Annotated in this window: 12 protein-coding genes; 6 read left to right on the top strand and 6 right to left on the bottom strand. The window is 76.6% G+C overall.

Annotated features, from left to right (window positions below):
• Positions 1 to 44: 44 nt before the first annotated feature.
• A complete protein-coding gene (locus CP974_RS03490) occupies positions 45 to 1550 on the top strand; it encodes an SCO1417 family PLP biosynthesis transcription factor (RefSeq protein WP_031136993.1) in 1506 nt (501 codons plus the stop codon).
• 242 nt (positions 1551 to 1792) lie between these two features.
• Here the strand turns inward: CP974_RS03490 and CP974_RS03485 are convergent, their stop codons facing one another.
• Positions 1793 to 3385 carry a hypothetical protein gene (locus CP974_RS03485; protein WP_069975559.1) on the bottom strand — a complete coding sequence of 531 codons (1593 nt, stop codon included), beginning with the start codon at positions 3383 to 3385 and terminating at the stop codon, positions 1793 to 1795.
• Positions 3386 to 3471: 86 nt separating this feature from the next.
• Positions 3472 to 3666 (bottom strand): hypothetical protein, encoded by a 195-nt coding sequence (locus CP974_RS03480; protein ID WP_031136515.1) that lies wholly within the window; start codon positions 3664 to 3666, stop codon positions 3472 to 3474.
• 222 nt (positions 3667 to 3888) lie between these two features.
• Between CP974_RS03480 and CP974_RS03475 the strand changes: the two genes are divergently transcribed.
• The gene (locus tag CP974_RS03475; protein WP_031136517.1) at positions 3889 to 4281 is read left to right on the top strand and encodes an ankyrin repeat domain-containing protein; all 393 of its coding nucleotides are present in this window, start codon (positions 3889 to 3891) and stop codon (positions 4279 to 4281) included.
• A 275-nt stretch (positions 4282 to 4556) separates the two neighbouring features.
• Positions 4557 to 5975, top strand: coding sequence for a hypothetical protein (locus tag CP974_RS03470; protein WP_031136519.1), 1419 nt, complete (start codon positions 4557 to 4559; stop codon positions 5973 to 5975).
• Between the two features lie 534 nt (positions 5976 to 6509).
• On the opposite strand, the gene CP974_RS03465 is transcribed toward CP974_RS03470, so the two are convergent.
• The 4 genes from CP974_RS03465 to CP974_RS03450 form a co-directional block, all read right to left on the bottom strand.
• Positions 6510 to 7376 carry a 5-oxoprolinase subunit C family protein gene (locus tag CP974_RS03465; RefSeq protein WP_031135695.1) on the bottom strand — a complete coding sequence of 289 codons (867 nt, stop codon included), beginning with the start codon at positions 7374 to 7376 and terminating at the stop codon, positions 6510 to 6512.
• Positions 7373 to 7990 (bottom strand): 5-oxoprolinase subunit PxpB, encoded by a 618-nt coding sequence (pxpB, locus tag CP974_RS03460; RefSeq protein WP_031135697.1) that lies wholly within the window; start codon positions 7988 to 7990, stop codon positions 7373 to 7375. Before pxpB ends, CP974_RS03465 begins: the two co-directional genes overlap by 4 nt.
• A complete protein-coding gene (locus CP974_RS03455; RefSeq protein ID WP_031135699.1) occupies positions 7987 to 8751 on the bottom strand; it encodes a LamB/YcsF family protein in 765 nt (254 codons plus the stop codon). The genes pxpB and CP974_RS03455 overlap by 4 nt, the downstream gene beginning before the upstream one ends.
• A 68-nt stretch (positions 8752 to 8819) precedes the next feature.
• Positions 8820 to 10100, bottom strand: coding sequence for an MFS transporter (locus CP974_RS03450; RefSeq protein ID WP_031135701.1), 1281 nt, complete (start codon positions 10098 to 10100; stop codon positions 8820 to 8822).
• Positions 10101 to 10495: 395 nt separating this feature from the next.
• On the opposite strand from CP974_RS03450, the gene CP974_RS03445 reads away from it, so the two are divergent.
• From CP974_RS03445 to CP974_RS03435, 3 genes are all read left to right on the top strand, one after another.
• Complete coding sequence (locus CP974_RS03445; protein ID WP_031135703.1) at positions 10496 to 11194, top strand: GntR family transcriptional regulator; 699 nt, start codon at positions 10496 to 10498, stop codon at positions 11192 to 11194.
• 145 nt (positions 11195 to 11339) lie between these two features.
• Positions 11340 to 12881 (top strand): hypothetical protein, encoded by a 1542-nt coding sequence (locus tag CP974_RS03440; RefSeq protein WP_031135705.1) that lies wholly within the window; start codon positions 11340 to 11342, stop codon positions 12879 to 12881.
• A gap of 253 nt (positions 12882 to 13134) precedes the next feature.
• Positions 13135 to 14043, top strand: coding sequence for a hypothetical protein (locus CP974_RS03435; RefSeq protein WP_031137347.1), 909 nt, complete (start codon positions 13135 to 13137; stop codon positions 14041 to 14043).
• The last annotated feature ends 37 nt before the right edge of the window (positions 14044 to 14080 follow it).

Here is a 14080-nt window from a genome sequence, read left to right as displayed (position 1 = left end):
ATGGATGTCATCCATGGCCAATCCGAGGAAGGTGGACTGAAGTCATGGCCCAGTGGACTTCGGCGGTGGGGCCCGCCCAGCTCGCCCGCCAGCTGACCGCCCAGCAGCCCCGGCCCGCCGGCCCCGGTACGCGCCGGCCCGCCGCGTACCGCGCGCTGGCGGACGGGATCCGCCTCCTCGTCCTGGAGGGCCGCGTGCCCGTCGCCGCCCGGCTGCCCGCCGAGCGCGAGCTGGCCCTCGCGCTCTCGGTGAGCCGCACCACGGTCGCCGCTGCCTACGAGGCGCTGCGCGCGGAGGGCTTCCTGGAGTCCCGGCGCGGCGCCGGGAGCTGGACGACGGTGCCCGCCGGCAACCCGCTGCCCGCCCGCGGCCTCGAACCGCTGCCGCCCGAGTCGCTCGGCTCGATGATCGACCTCGGCTGCGCGGCGCTCCCCGCGCCCGAGCCGTGGCTGAGCCGCGGCTTCCAGGGCGCCCTGGAGGAACTGCCGCCCTACGCGCACACCCACGGCGACTACCCGGCGGGCCTGCCCGCGCTGCGGCGCACCCTCGCCGACCGGTACACCGCGCGCGGCATCCCCACGATGCCCGAGCAGATCATGGTGACGACCGGGGCGATGGGCGCCATCGACGCCATCTGCCACCTGTTCGCCGGGCGGGGCGAGCGGATCGCGGTGGAGTCCCCGTCGTACGCCAACATCCTCCAGCTCATGCGGGAGGCCGGGGCCCGGCTGGTGCCGGTCGCCATGGCGGAGGGGCTCACCGGCTGGGACCTGCCCCGCTGGCGGCAGGTGCTGCGGGACGCCGCGCCGCGGCTGGCGTACGTCGTGGCCGACTTCCACAACCCGACCGGCGCCCTCGCCGACGAGGAGCAGCGCCGCGCCCTGGTCGACGCGGCCCGGTCGGCGGGCACCGTCCTGGTGGTCGACGAGACCATGTCGGAGCTGTCCCTGGAGGACGGCGCCCGGATGCCGCGCCCCGTCTGCGCCTTCGACCCGGCGGGCAGCACGGTGCTGACGGTCGGATCGGCCAGCAAGGCGTTCTGGGCGGGCATGCGGATCGGCTGGGTGCGCGCCGCGCCGGACGTCATCCGCTCGCTCGTAGCCGCCCGCGCCTACGCCGACCTGGGTACGCCCGTCCTGGAGCAGCTGGCCGTCAACTGGCTGATGGGCGGCGACGGCTGGGAGGCGGCGGTCGCCCTGCGGCGCGCCCAGGCCCGCGAGAACCGGGACGCGCTGGTCGCGGCCGTCCGGCGCGAACTGCCGGGCTGGGAGTTCGAGGTGCCGCGCGGCGGGCTCACGCTGTGGGTGCGCACCGGCGGCCTGTCCGGCTCGCGGCTGGCGGAGGCGGGGGAGCGGGTCGGTGTGCGCGTCCCGTCGGGGCCCCGCTTCGGCGTGGACGGCGCCTTCGAGGGGTACGTGCGGCTGCCGTTCACCGTGGGCGGGGCGGTCGCCGACGAGGCTGCGGTCCGGCTGGCCGCCGCCGCCCGCATGGTCCGGTCGGGGGCGGCAGGCGGGCCGGTGGCGGAGGAGCCCCGGACGTTCGTCGCCTGACGGCGCGGGGCGGGGCGGGGCAGGACGTGGCGCGGTCCGCCGGGGCGGAGCCGTAGGGGGCGGGTGGGCGCGCCTGACGGGACGGGGCGGGGTGGTGCGGGGTGGTGCGGGGTGGTGCACCCGGTATCGCGGGGCGTGACGGGGCGGTGCCCGACGGGGCGCGGACGGGCGGGGCCGGGGCGCCTTCGGGGCGCCCCGAGGTGGGCGCCCCGCCGTGGACGCCCCGGAGGCGGCGCCGCCGGTCAGTTCGGCACGGGCGCCGTCCCGTCGGCGGGGCAGGCGGCCTCCGTCGCGGTGGCCGGGTCCGCCACGGGGGCGCCCTCCCGCACCAGCCGCTCCGGCAGCAGGTCCAGTACCGCCCGGCGGTGCGCCTCCGGGGCCGCCTCGTCGTACGGGTCGGGCGTGGCCGGGACCTGGACGCGCAGGACCTCGCCGGTGCCCAGGCGCGCGTATCCCCGGCCCGGCGGGACCTCGGGCGGCGCCGTCGTGCGGGGCGGCGCGCCCAGGACCGCGGCCAGCTGCCCGGCGGGGGCCGAGCCGAGCGCCACGCGCGCCCGGAGATGGGCCCGCACGCCCTCGCCCAGCGCGTCGACGGTGTCGAACTGCTCGGCCAGCACCACCGTCACGCACGCCGCCCTCCCGTGCCGCAGCGGCACCTGGAGCAGCTCGTGCGGGCCCGTGCGCCCCTCGGCGGCGGCCAGGTCGGCCAGGACCGTCGGCCGGTCCAGGAGGATCCACAGCGGCCTGCGCGTCTCCGGCGGCGCCGCCCCGCCCGCCCGCCGGGCCTCGTGGGCGGCGGCCAGGCGCCGCTCCGTCTCGTGCGCGGCCCACTCCAGGGCGTCCAGCGCGCCGGTCGGCCCGCACTCGACGCCCAGCACACCCGCGCGGCCCGCCAGGCAGGCGTACTCTCCCGTCCCGAACCCCTCCAGGACGAGCACCTCCGCGTCGTGGGCGAGGGCCTGGAGCGCCACGGATCGCAGCAGGGTGCTCACCCCGCCGCCGGGCTGGCCCACCACCATCAGGTGCGGCTCCGTCGAGCGCGGCCCCGTGCGCCACACCACGGCGGGGGCGTCCCGCACCGTGTCGCCGTCCCGGACCGGAACCGTCCGCCGCACGGCGTCGGCGTCCGTGAAGCCGAGCACCGTCTCCCCGGGCACCGTCACGAACCGCTGCGCGGCCACCGGCGGCGCGAGCGGCGGCGGCACGGTCATCAGCAGCCGGTTGCCCTCCTCGTCCCAGTCGAAGCGGTACTCGCGGCCCCGGCCCGACTTGGCGTGCAGCAGCCGCTCGATCCGGGCCCGCGCGGCCGGGTCGCCGTCCGGGAAGTACGCCGGGTACGCGACGCGGAGCCGGACCGGCCTGCCGTCCGCGTCGAACGTGTGGTCGCCGAAGGCGCGGGTCCAGTCGCCGCCGTGGGCGAAGAGCGGGTCGGGGTCGCCGGGCGCGGAGAAGTGCGGCACCAGCGCCTCGTACAGCACCCGCAGCCGTTCCTTGCCGGTCTCGTCGGGCCCCGGCCGGGGCGCGGGGCGCTCGCGTCCCTTCCACGCCGCCGCGCCCATCACCGACACGAGCGCCAGCAGCGGCCCGTACGGCAGCAGGACGACCCCCAGGACGCACGCGGCGGCCAGGAACAGCGTGGGACCGCGCCGCTCCTTGGGGGTGGCCGCCCAGCGGGCGCGCCCGGCCGCCGCAAGCTTCCGCAGCCCCCGCGAGACCGTGATCAGCGGGTGCAGGACGTCCGTGGCGCCGTCGGCGGCCGAGCGCGCGATCTCTCGGCTGCGGGCGATCGACGCGCTGCCGCTGCTCAGAATGCGGGGGAGTGGTCGCCGTGCCACGTCGTCTCCTGATCGTGATCGTGGAAGCCGCGGGGTCGCGGGGTCCGGGTTCGCGGGGCCGCGGGGGCCGCCGGTGCCTGGCGGCGTCAGAAGTTGATGCCGCCGAGGAGGCCGGCGAGGCTCTGCCCGCCCGCCGTGATGCTCGGAGCGATGGCGGTGCCCGCGAGGTAGAAGCCGAACAGCGCGCAGACGAGGGCGTGGGACGCCTTGAGCCCGTCCTTCTTGAAGAAGAGGAAGACGATGATGCCGAGCAGAACCACGCCTGAGATGGACAGGATCATGACGGTTTCTCCTGGTTGAGGGGACAGTCACCATGAGTCATTCCAAGCTCACGGCAAGGATCTATATGACAAAAGGTGCATTCGAGTGAATAAGCTCCCTTTTCACTTGGTCGGCGGACAGCGGACACCGACCGGGCGGGGCAGTACCCTGTCGGTTCACTCGTACGGCTGACCTCGCCGTACGCACGGCAACGGAGCGCGAACGGCAGGAAGGGCGACCCGATGAGCGAGACCCCGGACCCCGAGGTCGTCGACCTCGCGTCGAGGATCTTCGACCTCGCGCGGCGCGGCGACACCGACACCCTGGCCGCCTACGTGGACGCGGGAGCCCCCGCGAACCTCGGCAACGACAAGGGCGACACCCTCGTGATGCTCGCCGCCTACCACGGCCACGCCTCGACCGTGGCGGCCCTCCTCGCGCGCGGGGCCGACCCCGACGCCGTCAACGACCGCGGCCAGACCCCCCTGGCCGGTGCCGTCTTCAAGGGCGAGGACGCCGTCGTCCGCGCCCTGCTCGACGGCGGCGCCGATCCGGAGGCCGGCACTCCGTCAGCCCTGGACACGGCCCGCATGTTCGGGAGGACGGAGCTCCTGGAGCTCTTCGGGACGCGGTGAACGGCCTGGTAACGGGCGGCGAACCCCAGACGGACACCGTGCCGTAAATGTGGTCGCGGCGGCGAAAACGCTGGGTCATCATGACGACGGGCCCACAGGGGGCCACCGACGAGAAGGCAGAGGCAGAGGAAGATGGTCGACATTGAGCACAGGACGACGGGCGGTTTCCGATGGCACCGCGCGGCCTAGCGATCACCGGGCGGTCCCCGCACCCGGTCCTTCCGGGACACCCGACCGCGCCCGCCCAGTCGACAGCTTGATGTGAGGCGTTTTCCATGTTCGAACCCGTCATAGCGCCGAGCGGCACCCTGCTCGGCCTGCTGCAGAGGGGCAGGGGCGACGGCACGCTGCACGCGCTGGCCGCGCCACGCGCCGAGGCACTGGCCGCCCTCGACCACTGCGTCCTCCACGACCCCCGCCGGGACTGGCAGGTCGAGAACCGCTCCCTCTACTACGCGCGCCTCTACCTGGACCTGCACGGCGGCCTCGACGCCGTCGAGGGCCACCTCTTCGGCGCGGACGACCACCTGGACACCGAGGAGTGCCGGACCGGGCTCGCGCTGTCCGTCCTCGGACACCTCGCCTCGTACGGCCGCCGCGACGCGCTGCTGCTGCTGCGCCGCTATGCTGCGACCGGCAGCAACTGGGCATGGGCCCTCGACGAACTGGCCCTGCGCGACGACGACGCCGCGCTGCGCGGCCTCGCCGACGCCGTCCTGGCCCGCTTCCCGGCGGACCCGGAGGGCGACGCCGCGCTGGCCGCCGCCGTGCGCGACGCGTTCGAGCCGCGCCCCTGGCGGCTGTGGGGCGAGGACCCGCGCGACGCCGTGGGCGGCCGGGTGCGCGCCGCTCGCGAGCAGGGCTCCTTCGACCGCTGGCAGCGGCAGATGCGGCCGGCGGGGCCGCGGCCGGGGTGGAGCGTGCAGGCCGTCTTCGACTGGGCCCAGCAGGGGCTGGAGCGCGGCAGCGTCCTGCACGTGCCGGCCGCCCGGTGCCTCACCGCCGTCGCCGGGCCGGACGACCGCGAGCTGATCCTGGAGGCCGCCCGCACCGGCTCGGACGGTGCCCGCTGCGCTGCCCTGCACTACCTGGCGGAGGGGCGCGACCCCGCCGTCCTCGACCTGATCGAGGCGGCCGCGAGCAGTCCGTCCGCCACCGTCGCCGAGGCGGCCGTCGCCGCCTTCGAGCGCATGTGCGGCGACGCGGCCGTCGACCGCGCCCGGGGCTGGGTGCACCGGCCGGACGCGCTCGGCACCTCCGCCGGCGGGGTCCTGGCCTCGCGCGGCGCCGCGCAGGACGCCCCGCTGGTCCTCGGGGCGCTGCGGCAGGCGGTGCGGACGGACGGCCCGGACGCGCGGTCGCTGTACCCGCTCGTCGACGGCGCCGGCCGGCTCGGCATCGCCTGCGCCGCCCCCGTGCTGCGGCACGTCTACCGCGAGACCGCCTCCTCGGAGCTGCGGGGCCGCACGGCGCGCGCCCTCGCCGCGACCGACCCGACCTTCCCGACGGGCTTCGCCGTCGAGTGCCTCTGGGACTGCGAGGAGACGACGCGGGAGATCGCCGCCCGGCACGCCGAGACCGGGGACGTACGGGTCGCCGACCGGCTGCGCAGGCTCGCGGCCGACCCGGTGGAGGAGGACGAGGTGCAGACCGCCGTGCGCAGCCGGATGGGCCCCGACAGCCCGTCCACCTGACCCGCCGGGCGGGGTCCGGCCCCGCCGCACCGCCCGGCGGCCGGGTCCGCGGGCTCGGCTGCCCCCCCCCCCCCCGCCGGAGCCCGGCCCCGCCCGCCCCGCCGCACCGCCCGACGGCCGGCTCCCCGGCCGGGGCCCGTCCCCCGCCCCACCACGCCGACGGCCGGGTCCGCGGGCGCGGCTGCCCCGACGGCCGGGTCCCCGGCCCGGCCCCGACCGCCTTGGCTCGGCCCCGGCCGATCGCCGGGCCAATGGTCCGGCTCGGCTCGGTCCGGCTCGGTCCGGCTCGGTCCGGCTCGGCTCGGCCCGAGCTCGGCCCGGCTCGGCCCGGAACGGTTCAAAGGAGGCCGGTGCCGCACCGGCGTCCGGCGCGCAGGCCGCCGGGCGGCCGGGCCGCCGGGCGGCCGGGCTTCGCTCGGCTCCGGCGCTCACCGGGCCGGAGCCGCCCCGCCTCGGCGGACCGGCGGCCGTCCGATCGGCTCAGGCCCGACCGGCCCGGCCCCCGCCCCTCCCTGCGGTACCGGCCGTCCATGCTCACCCCACCCGCACGAACCGCACCCGCGTCCCCGGTGCCGCCTGCGCCGCCACCGCCAGGTCCGCCTCGCGGACCACGCCCACCACCGGGTACCCGCCGGTCGTCGGGTGGTCCGCCAGGAAGACCACCGGCCGTCCGTCGGGCGGCACCTGCACCGCCCCCAGCACCATGCCCTCACTGGGCAGCTCGCCCGCACGGGCCCGCTCCAGCGGCGGCCCCTCCAGCCGCAGCCCCACCCGGTTGGACGCCGACGACACCCGGTACGCCCCCGTGCCGAACGTCCGCAGCGCCCCGGCGGTGAACCAGTCGTCCCGCGGCCCCAGCCGCACCCGCAGCACGACCTCCTCGGGCACGCCCCGCCACGGCGCCACCTCGTACCGGGCGGTGCCCGGCGGCGGCGCCGCCCCGAGCGGCAGCACCATGCCGTCCGCGAGCGGCGCGGGCCCCAGCCCGGACAGCAGGTCCGTGGAGCGGCTGCCCAGCACCGGGCCCGCTGCCACACCGCCCGCGAACGCCACGTACGAGCGGACGCCCCGCTCCGCCCCGCCCACCTCCAGCACGGCGCCCGCCTCGACCCGCACCGCCGCGCCCCACGCCACGGGCCGCCCGTCCACGGAAACCCGGCACGGCGCCCCGCCCACCGCCACCGTCACCGCGCACCGCGGCCGCACCGCGCATCCGGCGAGCGTCGTCTCCAGCACGGCCGCCTCCACGCCGTTGCCGACCAGCCGGTTGGCCAGCGCGGCCGCGTCCGGGTCGAGCGCCCCCGACCGGGGCACCCCCATGTGCGCGTGCCCGGACCGGCCCCGGTCCTGCACCGTGGTCAGCGCCCCGGCCCGTACGACGACGAACGCCCGGTCCGTCACACCCCCTCCTCGGTGAACCGCACCCGCAGGCCCGGCGACAGCAGCGCCGCCGGCTCCCGCGCCGGGTCCCACAGGACGGCGCGGGTCGTCCCGATGAGCTGCCACCCGCCGGGCGAAGCCCGCGGGTACACGCCCGTGTAAGGCCCGGCCAGGGCGACGGAACCCGCGGGCACGGCCGTCCGCGGTGCGGCCCTGCGCGGCACGGCGAACCGCTCCGGCAGGCCGGTCAGGTACCCGAAGCCCGGCGCGAACCCGCAGAAGCCCACCCGGTACTCGATCGCCGCGTGGACCCGGCCGACCTCCGCGGGGGCCACGCCCCACAGCGCCGCGACCTCGTCCAGGTCCGGGCCGTCGTACCGGACCGGGACCTCCACCAACGGGCCCTCCCGGGCGTCCAGCGGCGGGGCCGCCCAGCCCGCCACCCGGGCCGCGAGCCGCGCCGGGTCGGTCACCCCGTCGAGCAGCACCGTCCGCTCGGCCGGAACGATCTCCCGTATGCGCGGCAGCGCGCCCGCGGCGCGCCTGCGCAGCAGCTCGGCGTGGAACGCCCGCGCCTCCTCACCGCGCTCGAACTCCAGCAGCAGCGCCCGCTCGCCCACCTCCAGGGCCCTCATGTGAACGCCTCCACCCGCACGCCCGCCTCCTCCAGCCGGGCCCGCACCCGGCGGGCCAGCTCCACCGACCCCGGGGTGTCCCCGTGCAGGCACAGCGAGGCGGCCCGCACGGACAGCGTCCGCCCGCAGTGGGAGGTCACCGTCCTGGAGCGGGCCATGGCCAGGGACCGTTCCACGACCGTGTCCGGGTCGTGGATGACCGCGCTCTCCCGCCCCCGCGGCACGAGTGTGCCGTCCGCCGTGTACGCGCGATCCGCGAAGGCCTCCGCCACGACCGGCAGCCCGGCCTCCACGGCGCACGCGTGCAGGCGCGACCCCGGCAGTCCGAGCACGGGCAGCGGCCCGCCGGCCAGCAGCACCCCCTCCACCACGGCGCGCGCCTGCTCCTCGTCGCCGACGACCCGGTTGTACAGGGCGCCGTGCGGCTTCACGTACGCCACCCGGGCCCCGGCGGCCCGCGCGAACACCTCCAGAGCGCCGATCTGGTACGCCACCTCGGCCGCGAGCTCGTCCGCCGGGACGTCCATGGCGCGCCGCCCGAAGCCCGCCAGGTCCCGGTAGGAGACCTGGGCTCCGATGCGGACGTCCTGCTCCACGGCGAGGGCGCACACCCGACGCATGGTGACCGCGTCCCCCGCGTGGAAGCCGCACGCCACGTTGGCGCTGGTGATGACGGACAGCAGCCGCTCGTCGTCGGTCAGCGTCCAGCGGCCGAAGCCCTCACCGAGGTCGGCGTTCAGATCGATCGACACCCCGGTCACGTCCGTCGTCTCCTCCGATGCCACCCGCTCCGGCCCGCCGCCGGAGCCGGCCCCGTCACTCCCGCCGTTCACCACAGCTCCCGTCCACGTGTCTCCGGCAGCCCGAGGAGGGCCACCACGGCGATGCCGTACGCCACCGCCCCGAAGACCAGGGCCCCGCCCACGCCCCAGCCGTCCGCCAGGAAGCCGACGAGCGCCGGGAAGAAGGCTCCCACCGCCCGCCCCGTGTTGTACGTGAACCCCTGTCCGGTGCCGCGCACCGCCGTCGGATAGAGCTCCGCCAGGAACGACCCGAAACCGCTGAAGATGGCCGACATGCAGAACCCCAGGGGAAAGCCGAGCACGAGCACCAGCCCGTTCGCACCGGCCGGGATGTGGGTGTACGCCACCACGCACACCGCGGACAGGACGGCGAACAGCACGATGTTGCCCTTCCGGCCCACCCGGTCCGTGAGGTACCCGCCGGTCAGGTACCCCAGGAACGCCCCGGATATCAGGAACGCGAGATAGCCGCCGGTCCCCACGACCGTCAGGCCCCGCTCCGCCTTGAGGTACGTCGGCACCCAGGTGGCGAGGGTGTAGTAGCCGCCCTGCACACCGGTCGACAGCAGTACCGCGAAGAGCGTCGTCCGCAGCAGCCCCGCCCGGAAGATCCCGGTGAAGGAGCCGCGCTCGGCGCTCTCCCGCCGTACCCGGGCCGCTTCCGGGGCGTCCTGGACGTGCCGCCGGACGTAGAGGACCAGCAGCGCCGGCAGCGCGCCCGTCCAGAACATCACCCGCCACGCCGTGTCGGCGTCCAGGAAGTGGAACACCAGCGTGTAGACGACCACGGCCAGCGCCCAGCCCGCCGCCCAAGCGCTCTGGACACCACCGAGCGTGCGCCCCCGGTGCCGGGCCGAGGCGTACTCGGCGACCAGGATCGCGCCCACCGCCCACTCCCCGCCGAAGCCCAGCCCCTGCAGGGCGCGGAAGACCAGCAGCGTCTCGTAGTTCGGCGCGAAACCGCACGCGACGGTGAAGACCGCGTAGGTGACCACCGTCGCCATCAGCGCCCTGACGCGCCCGATCCGGTCGGCGAGTATGCCCGCGAGCGCCCCTCCGACCGCCGACACGACCAGGGTGACCGTGGTGAGCAGCCCGGTCCGGCCGCTGTCCAGCCCGAAGTGGGCGGCGATGGCCACCATGCCCAGCGGCAGCGTGAAGAAGTCGTAGGAGTCCAGGGCGTAGCCGCCGAAGGCGCCGGCGAAGGCGCGCCTCCCGCGCGGCCCCAGGGCGCGCAGCCAGGCGAAGGGGCGCTCGCGGTCCGGCGGCTGCCCCGTCGAGGCCGGTTCGGTCCGGGCCGTACTCATCTGCACCTCGCAGTGGGTGAGGAGCGTGCTCGAGTGGGGACGTTCGGTGACGACGAAGGTAGAGGATCGTTGAACGATCCGACAAGGCCTGTGGATAACCCGTTCTCTACGATGTCCGCGACGGCCTCCACGACCCGTCGGCGACGCGGGCGATGCCGAGCGTTCCGGCGTTCCGGCGTCCCGGCATGGCGTCCCGGCGTCCCGGTGCGGCGGGGCGGACGCGGTGGCCGCGGACGAGGGGAGAGGTGCCGGCGGTGACGGAGAGCGGAGGCGCGGACGACCGTCCGCCGAGCGGGGGCGGGAATCCACCGGAGGGAGGCGGCGACGTGCCGCGAGCGCGAGGCGACCGCGTGAGTGCGGGCGGCAGGCGAACGGAAGCGGACGAAGGCGGGGGCGTGGCCGACGGCCTGGCCGCCGACCGGCCCCTGCTGGGGCGCACGAGCACGGCCGAGCGCGTCGCGGACATCCTGCGCACCCGTATCGCCGAGGGCTACTTCCCGCCCGGCACGCGGCTTCCCGAGGACGCCATCGGCGGCGCCCTCGGCGTCTCCCGCAACACCCTGCGCGAAGCGTTCCGCCTGCTCACCCACGAACGCCTGCTCGTCCACGAACTCAACCGGGGCGTCTTCGTCAGGGTGCTGGCCGTCGGTGACGTCGTCGACATCTACCGCACCCGGCAGCTGGTCGAGTGCGCGGTCCTGCACGACCTGGGCGATCCGCCTTTCCGCCTCGACGGCCTGGCCGCCGCCGTCGCGGAGGGGGAGCGGCACGCCCGCGCCAGCGACTGGAGGGGCGTCTCGACCGCCAACATCCACTTCCACCGGGAGCTCGTCGCCCTGGCGGGCAGCGAGCGCACCGACGAACTGATGCGCGGGGTCCTCGCCGAACTCCGCCTCGCCTTCCACGTGGTGGACGACCCGCGCACCCTGCACGAGCCGTACCTCGTGCGCAACCGCGAGATCCTGGACGCCCTCAGGGCGGGCGAGCGCACCGCGGCCGAACGCCTCCTCGCGGCCTACCTCGACGACTCCCGCGCCCGGCTCGTCGAGGCGTACACCCGCCGTCTGACGGGCCCGGCCGCTCCTCGCGCCTGACCGGGCCCCCTTCCCCTGCGCCCACCGAGCCCCTCCGGCCACCGGGCACGGGCCGACCCGTCCGACCCGCCCCGCCGGCCCGCACGACCCCCACCACCCCGCGCCGTTTCGACCGCTGTCACCGCGAGGACCTACTCTGTGCAACGTGACTTCGCCTGCCCCGACGGAACCGACGGAACTCGCGTCGCCCCAGCTCAGCGCGGCGCCGCGGCCCGCGCAGGGCCCGGCCGCCGACGAAGGGCTGGCGCGGCGCCTGCGCGCGCTCGCCTGCACCGCGCCCCTGCACGACCTGGACGTCCGCAAGGCGAACCTGGCCGGCGAGTTCTCGGTGTACGCGATGGCCGAGGTCGCCCTCGCCGCGATCGACCTCGTCACCCTCAACATGGACTTCGACACGGGCGCCGACCACGAGCAGATCGTCGCCCGCCTCGTGCCCCGCGTCGCCGCCCAGGCCCCGGAGCGCCCCGCCGCCGAGCACGAGCGCGTCGCCCGCTGGGTGCTGGAGAACCTCATCAACGTCGGCAGCGTCGACCGGGGCTTCCGGGCCGTGTACGGCACCTTCGGCCCCGACGGCGTGTACGTGCGCAGGGACTACGACTTCAAGCTCGTCGAGGAGGTCCCCGGGTACGGCGGCGGCGTCTACCTCCGCACCACCGACGAGGCGGTGAACGTCCTGGTGGGCGCCCTCGACACGGACGTCACCAGCGCCCAGATCGCCGCCGAGGTCAAACTGGAGGTGCTGATCAGCCGGGGCCGCCTCGCGGACGCCCAGCTCGCGGCGGAGCAGGCCCGCTACCGCACGGTCCAGTACGCCGAGACCCTCCGCAAGACGCTGGAGGCCACCCGGCGCAACGTCCGCGCCGTCGACTGGCTCCAGACGGTCCCCGACATGATCGAGGAGGCCCTCGCGCACGTGGCGGACCGCTACCGCCACGAGAACGCGATCCTCACCAACATCCGCAAGGCCCGCGACGAGGCCGAGGAGCCGGAGAACAAGCGCCGCGCCGCCGAGCTGGTCGACATAGTCAAGGACTGCATCCGCCGCCACACGCAGCTCCAGTCCCGCCTCCTGGAGGCCGGCCCCCTCTTCCGAGCCGAGCAGGACCGGCAGGCGTTCGCGCAGCCGGCCGCCCGCACCGGCCTCGACCTGTACGGGCAGCTCCTCGCACCGCTGCTGCCGCTCCCCGTCGAGCAGGCCATCCGCGTCACCGACACGTACTTCGCGCACGGCACGGGGCTGCGCACGCCCACCGCCGTCCGCGTCGGCGACCTGGTCGACCTGCTCCTCACCCCGCCCGTGGAGCGCGAACACCTCGGTGCCGAGATGCCCGAGCCCGACCTGATCGCCACCCCCGACGACAGCCGCTTCAGCGAGGAGCAGCTGGCCATGGCCATGGAGCTGCTGGACCTGGAGCACGACGCGCCCCGCCGCCTCTCCGGCCTCCTCGCCGAAGCCCGCCGCCGCGCCCCCGGTACCGAACTGCCGTACCTGGTCGCCCTGCTCGCCGTCCACGCGGCCAGCCCCCCGGTCGGCACGGCCTACCGCCAGGGCGAGGAGCGCCTGCTGTTCGCCGTCGACGACGGCGTGGAACTGGACGACCCGGAGTTCGGCGGCGCCGACCTGATCGTCGGTACGGCCCTGCTCGACGCCGCGGGCATGGCCGCCGACCGCGCGGACGCGTCATGACCCGCCCGCACCCGTCGTACGCGCCCCGCCCCCGCGCCGCCCGCCCGCACCCCCCGGCCGGGCCCGCCCGGCGCGCCCCCGCGGGCATCCGCCCGCACCCCCCGGCCGCCTGCCGGCCCGCAGTCCCGGCCGGCACGCGCGGGCACCCGCCGGCCCCCTCCCGGCCCCGCGCCTCCGCGGGCACCCGCCCACAGACCCCCACCGCCACCCCCACCCCCACCGCACCGACCCGCAGCATCGAGGAGCACCAGCCGTGAGCGACCACCACGCCGAGTACGCCGACGCGTGGAGCGAGCCCGAAGCCGAGCGGGCCCCCGAGCCCGCCGCCCCGTCCGCCGGCGGCGTCACCCCCGCCGACGCGGCCGACGCCGCCCGGCTCGTCTCCTTCGGGCTCCAGCCCAAGCTGCTCCCCGCACGCGACGCCGAATACGCCGAGCTGCTCCGCCGCTACCGCGACGACCCCGCCTTCGCCCGGCTCGCCGACGCCGTCGCCACCGGCCTCGGCCTGATCGTGCTCGAGGTGTCCCCGCGCGCGGGGATGGCCGTCACGGCGGCCGAGGACTCCGTGTTCGCCGTCCGCATGGGCGACTACGCGCGCCGTGCGTCCGCCGACTCGGCCGACCGCTTCCTGCACGGCCTGGCCCACCTGGCCATCGCCGCGCTGGCGTTCCCCCGGCCCGAGGACCTCGCCGACGACGGCTACATCGGCCGGATCACCGTCAACGGCGTCGACGCCTTCGTACGGCAGGCCTGCCGCCGCCTGGAGGAGCGCGCCGAGCGGGAGGGCGAGAACACCGACCCCGCCTCCGACGCGCCCGGACTGGAGGCCGCCTGGCGGACCTACACCCGCCGCAGCGCCACAGGCGCCACCAAGGACGCCCGCCGTCTCGCCGGTTCCACCACCGGCATCATCGGCAAGGCCGCCGCGTTCCTCACCGACTCCGGGTTCCTGCAGCGCACGGGAGACGACGCCGGGGGCACGTACCGCACCACCGCCCGCTACCAGCTCCAGGTCCGCGACATGGCGGGCAGCGCTGCCATGGCCGAACTCCTCGACCTGGGCGTCGTCCCCGTCACGGACGGCTCCGCCACCCTCCTGCCACCGCCGGAGGGCGACGACCTGGAGCTGGCCGCCGACGCGGGCCTGCCGTTCCACAGCTGAGCCCGCCCACCGGAGGAGGCCCCGCTCCCCGGGCCGC

Source organism: Streptomyces fradiae ATCC 10745 = DSM 40063, assembly GCF_008704425.1.
GTDB classification, from domain to species: Bacteria; Actinomycetota; Actinomycetes; order Streptomycetales; family Streptomycetaceae; genus Streptomyces; species Streptomyces fradiae.
Note: the sequence above shows the minus strand (reverse complement) of the source record. Positions and strands in the feature narration are given on the sequence as shown.

Excerpts from the sequence above, each read along its gene's own strand:
- pxpB (WP_031135697.1), bottom strand. The coding sequence starts at position 7,990 with ATGAGGGCCCTGGAGGTGGGCGAGCGGGCGCTGCTGCTGGAGTTCGAG.
- CP974_RS03470 (WP_031136519.1), top strand. The coding sequence starts at position 4,557 with ATGTTCGAACCCGTCATAGCGCCGAGCGGCACCCTGCTCGGCCTGCTG.
- CP974_RS03450 (WP_031135701.1), bottom strand. The coding sequence starts at position 10,100 with ATGAGTACGGCCCGGACCGAACCGGCCTCGACGGGGCAGCCGCCGGAC.
- CP974_RS03490 (WP_031136993.1), top strand. The coding sequence starts at position 45 with ATGGCCCAGTGGACTTCGGCGGTGGGGCCCGCCCAGCTCGCCCGCCAG.
- CP974_RS03480 (WP_031136515.1), bottom strand. The coding sequence starts at position 3,666 with ATGATCCTGTCCATCTCAGGCGTGGTTCTGCTCGGCATCATCGTCTTC.
- CP974_RS03475 (WP_031136517.1), top strand. The coding sequence starts at position 3,889 with ATGAGCGAGACCCCGGACCCCGAGGTCGTCGACCTCGCGTCGAGGATC.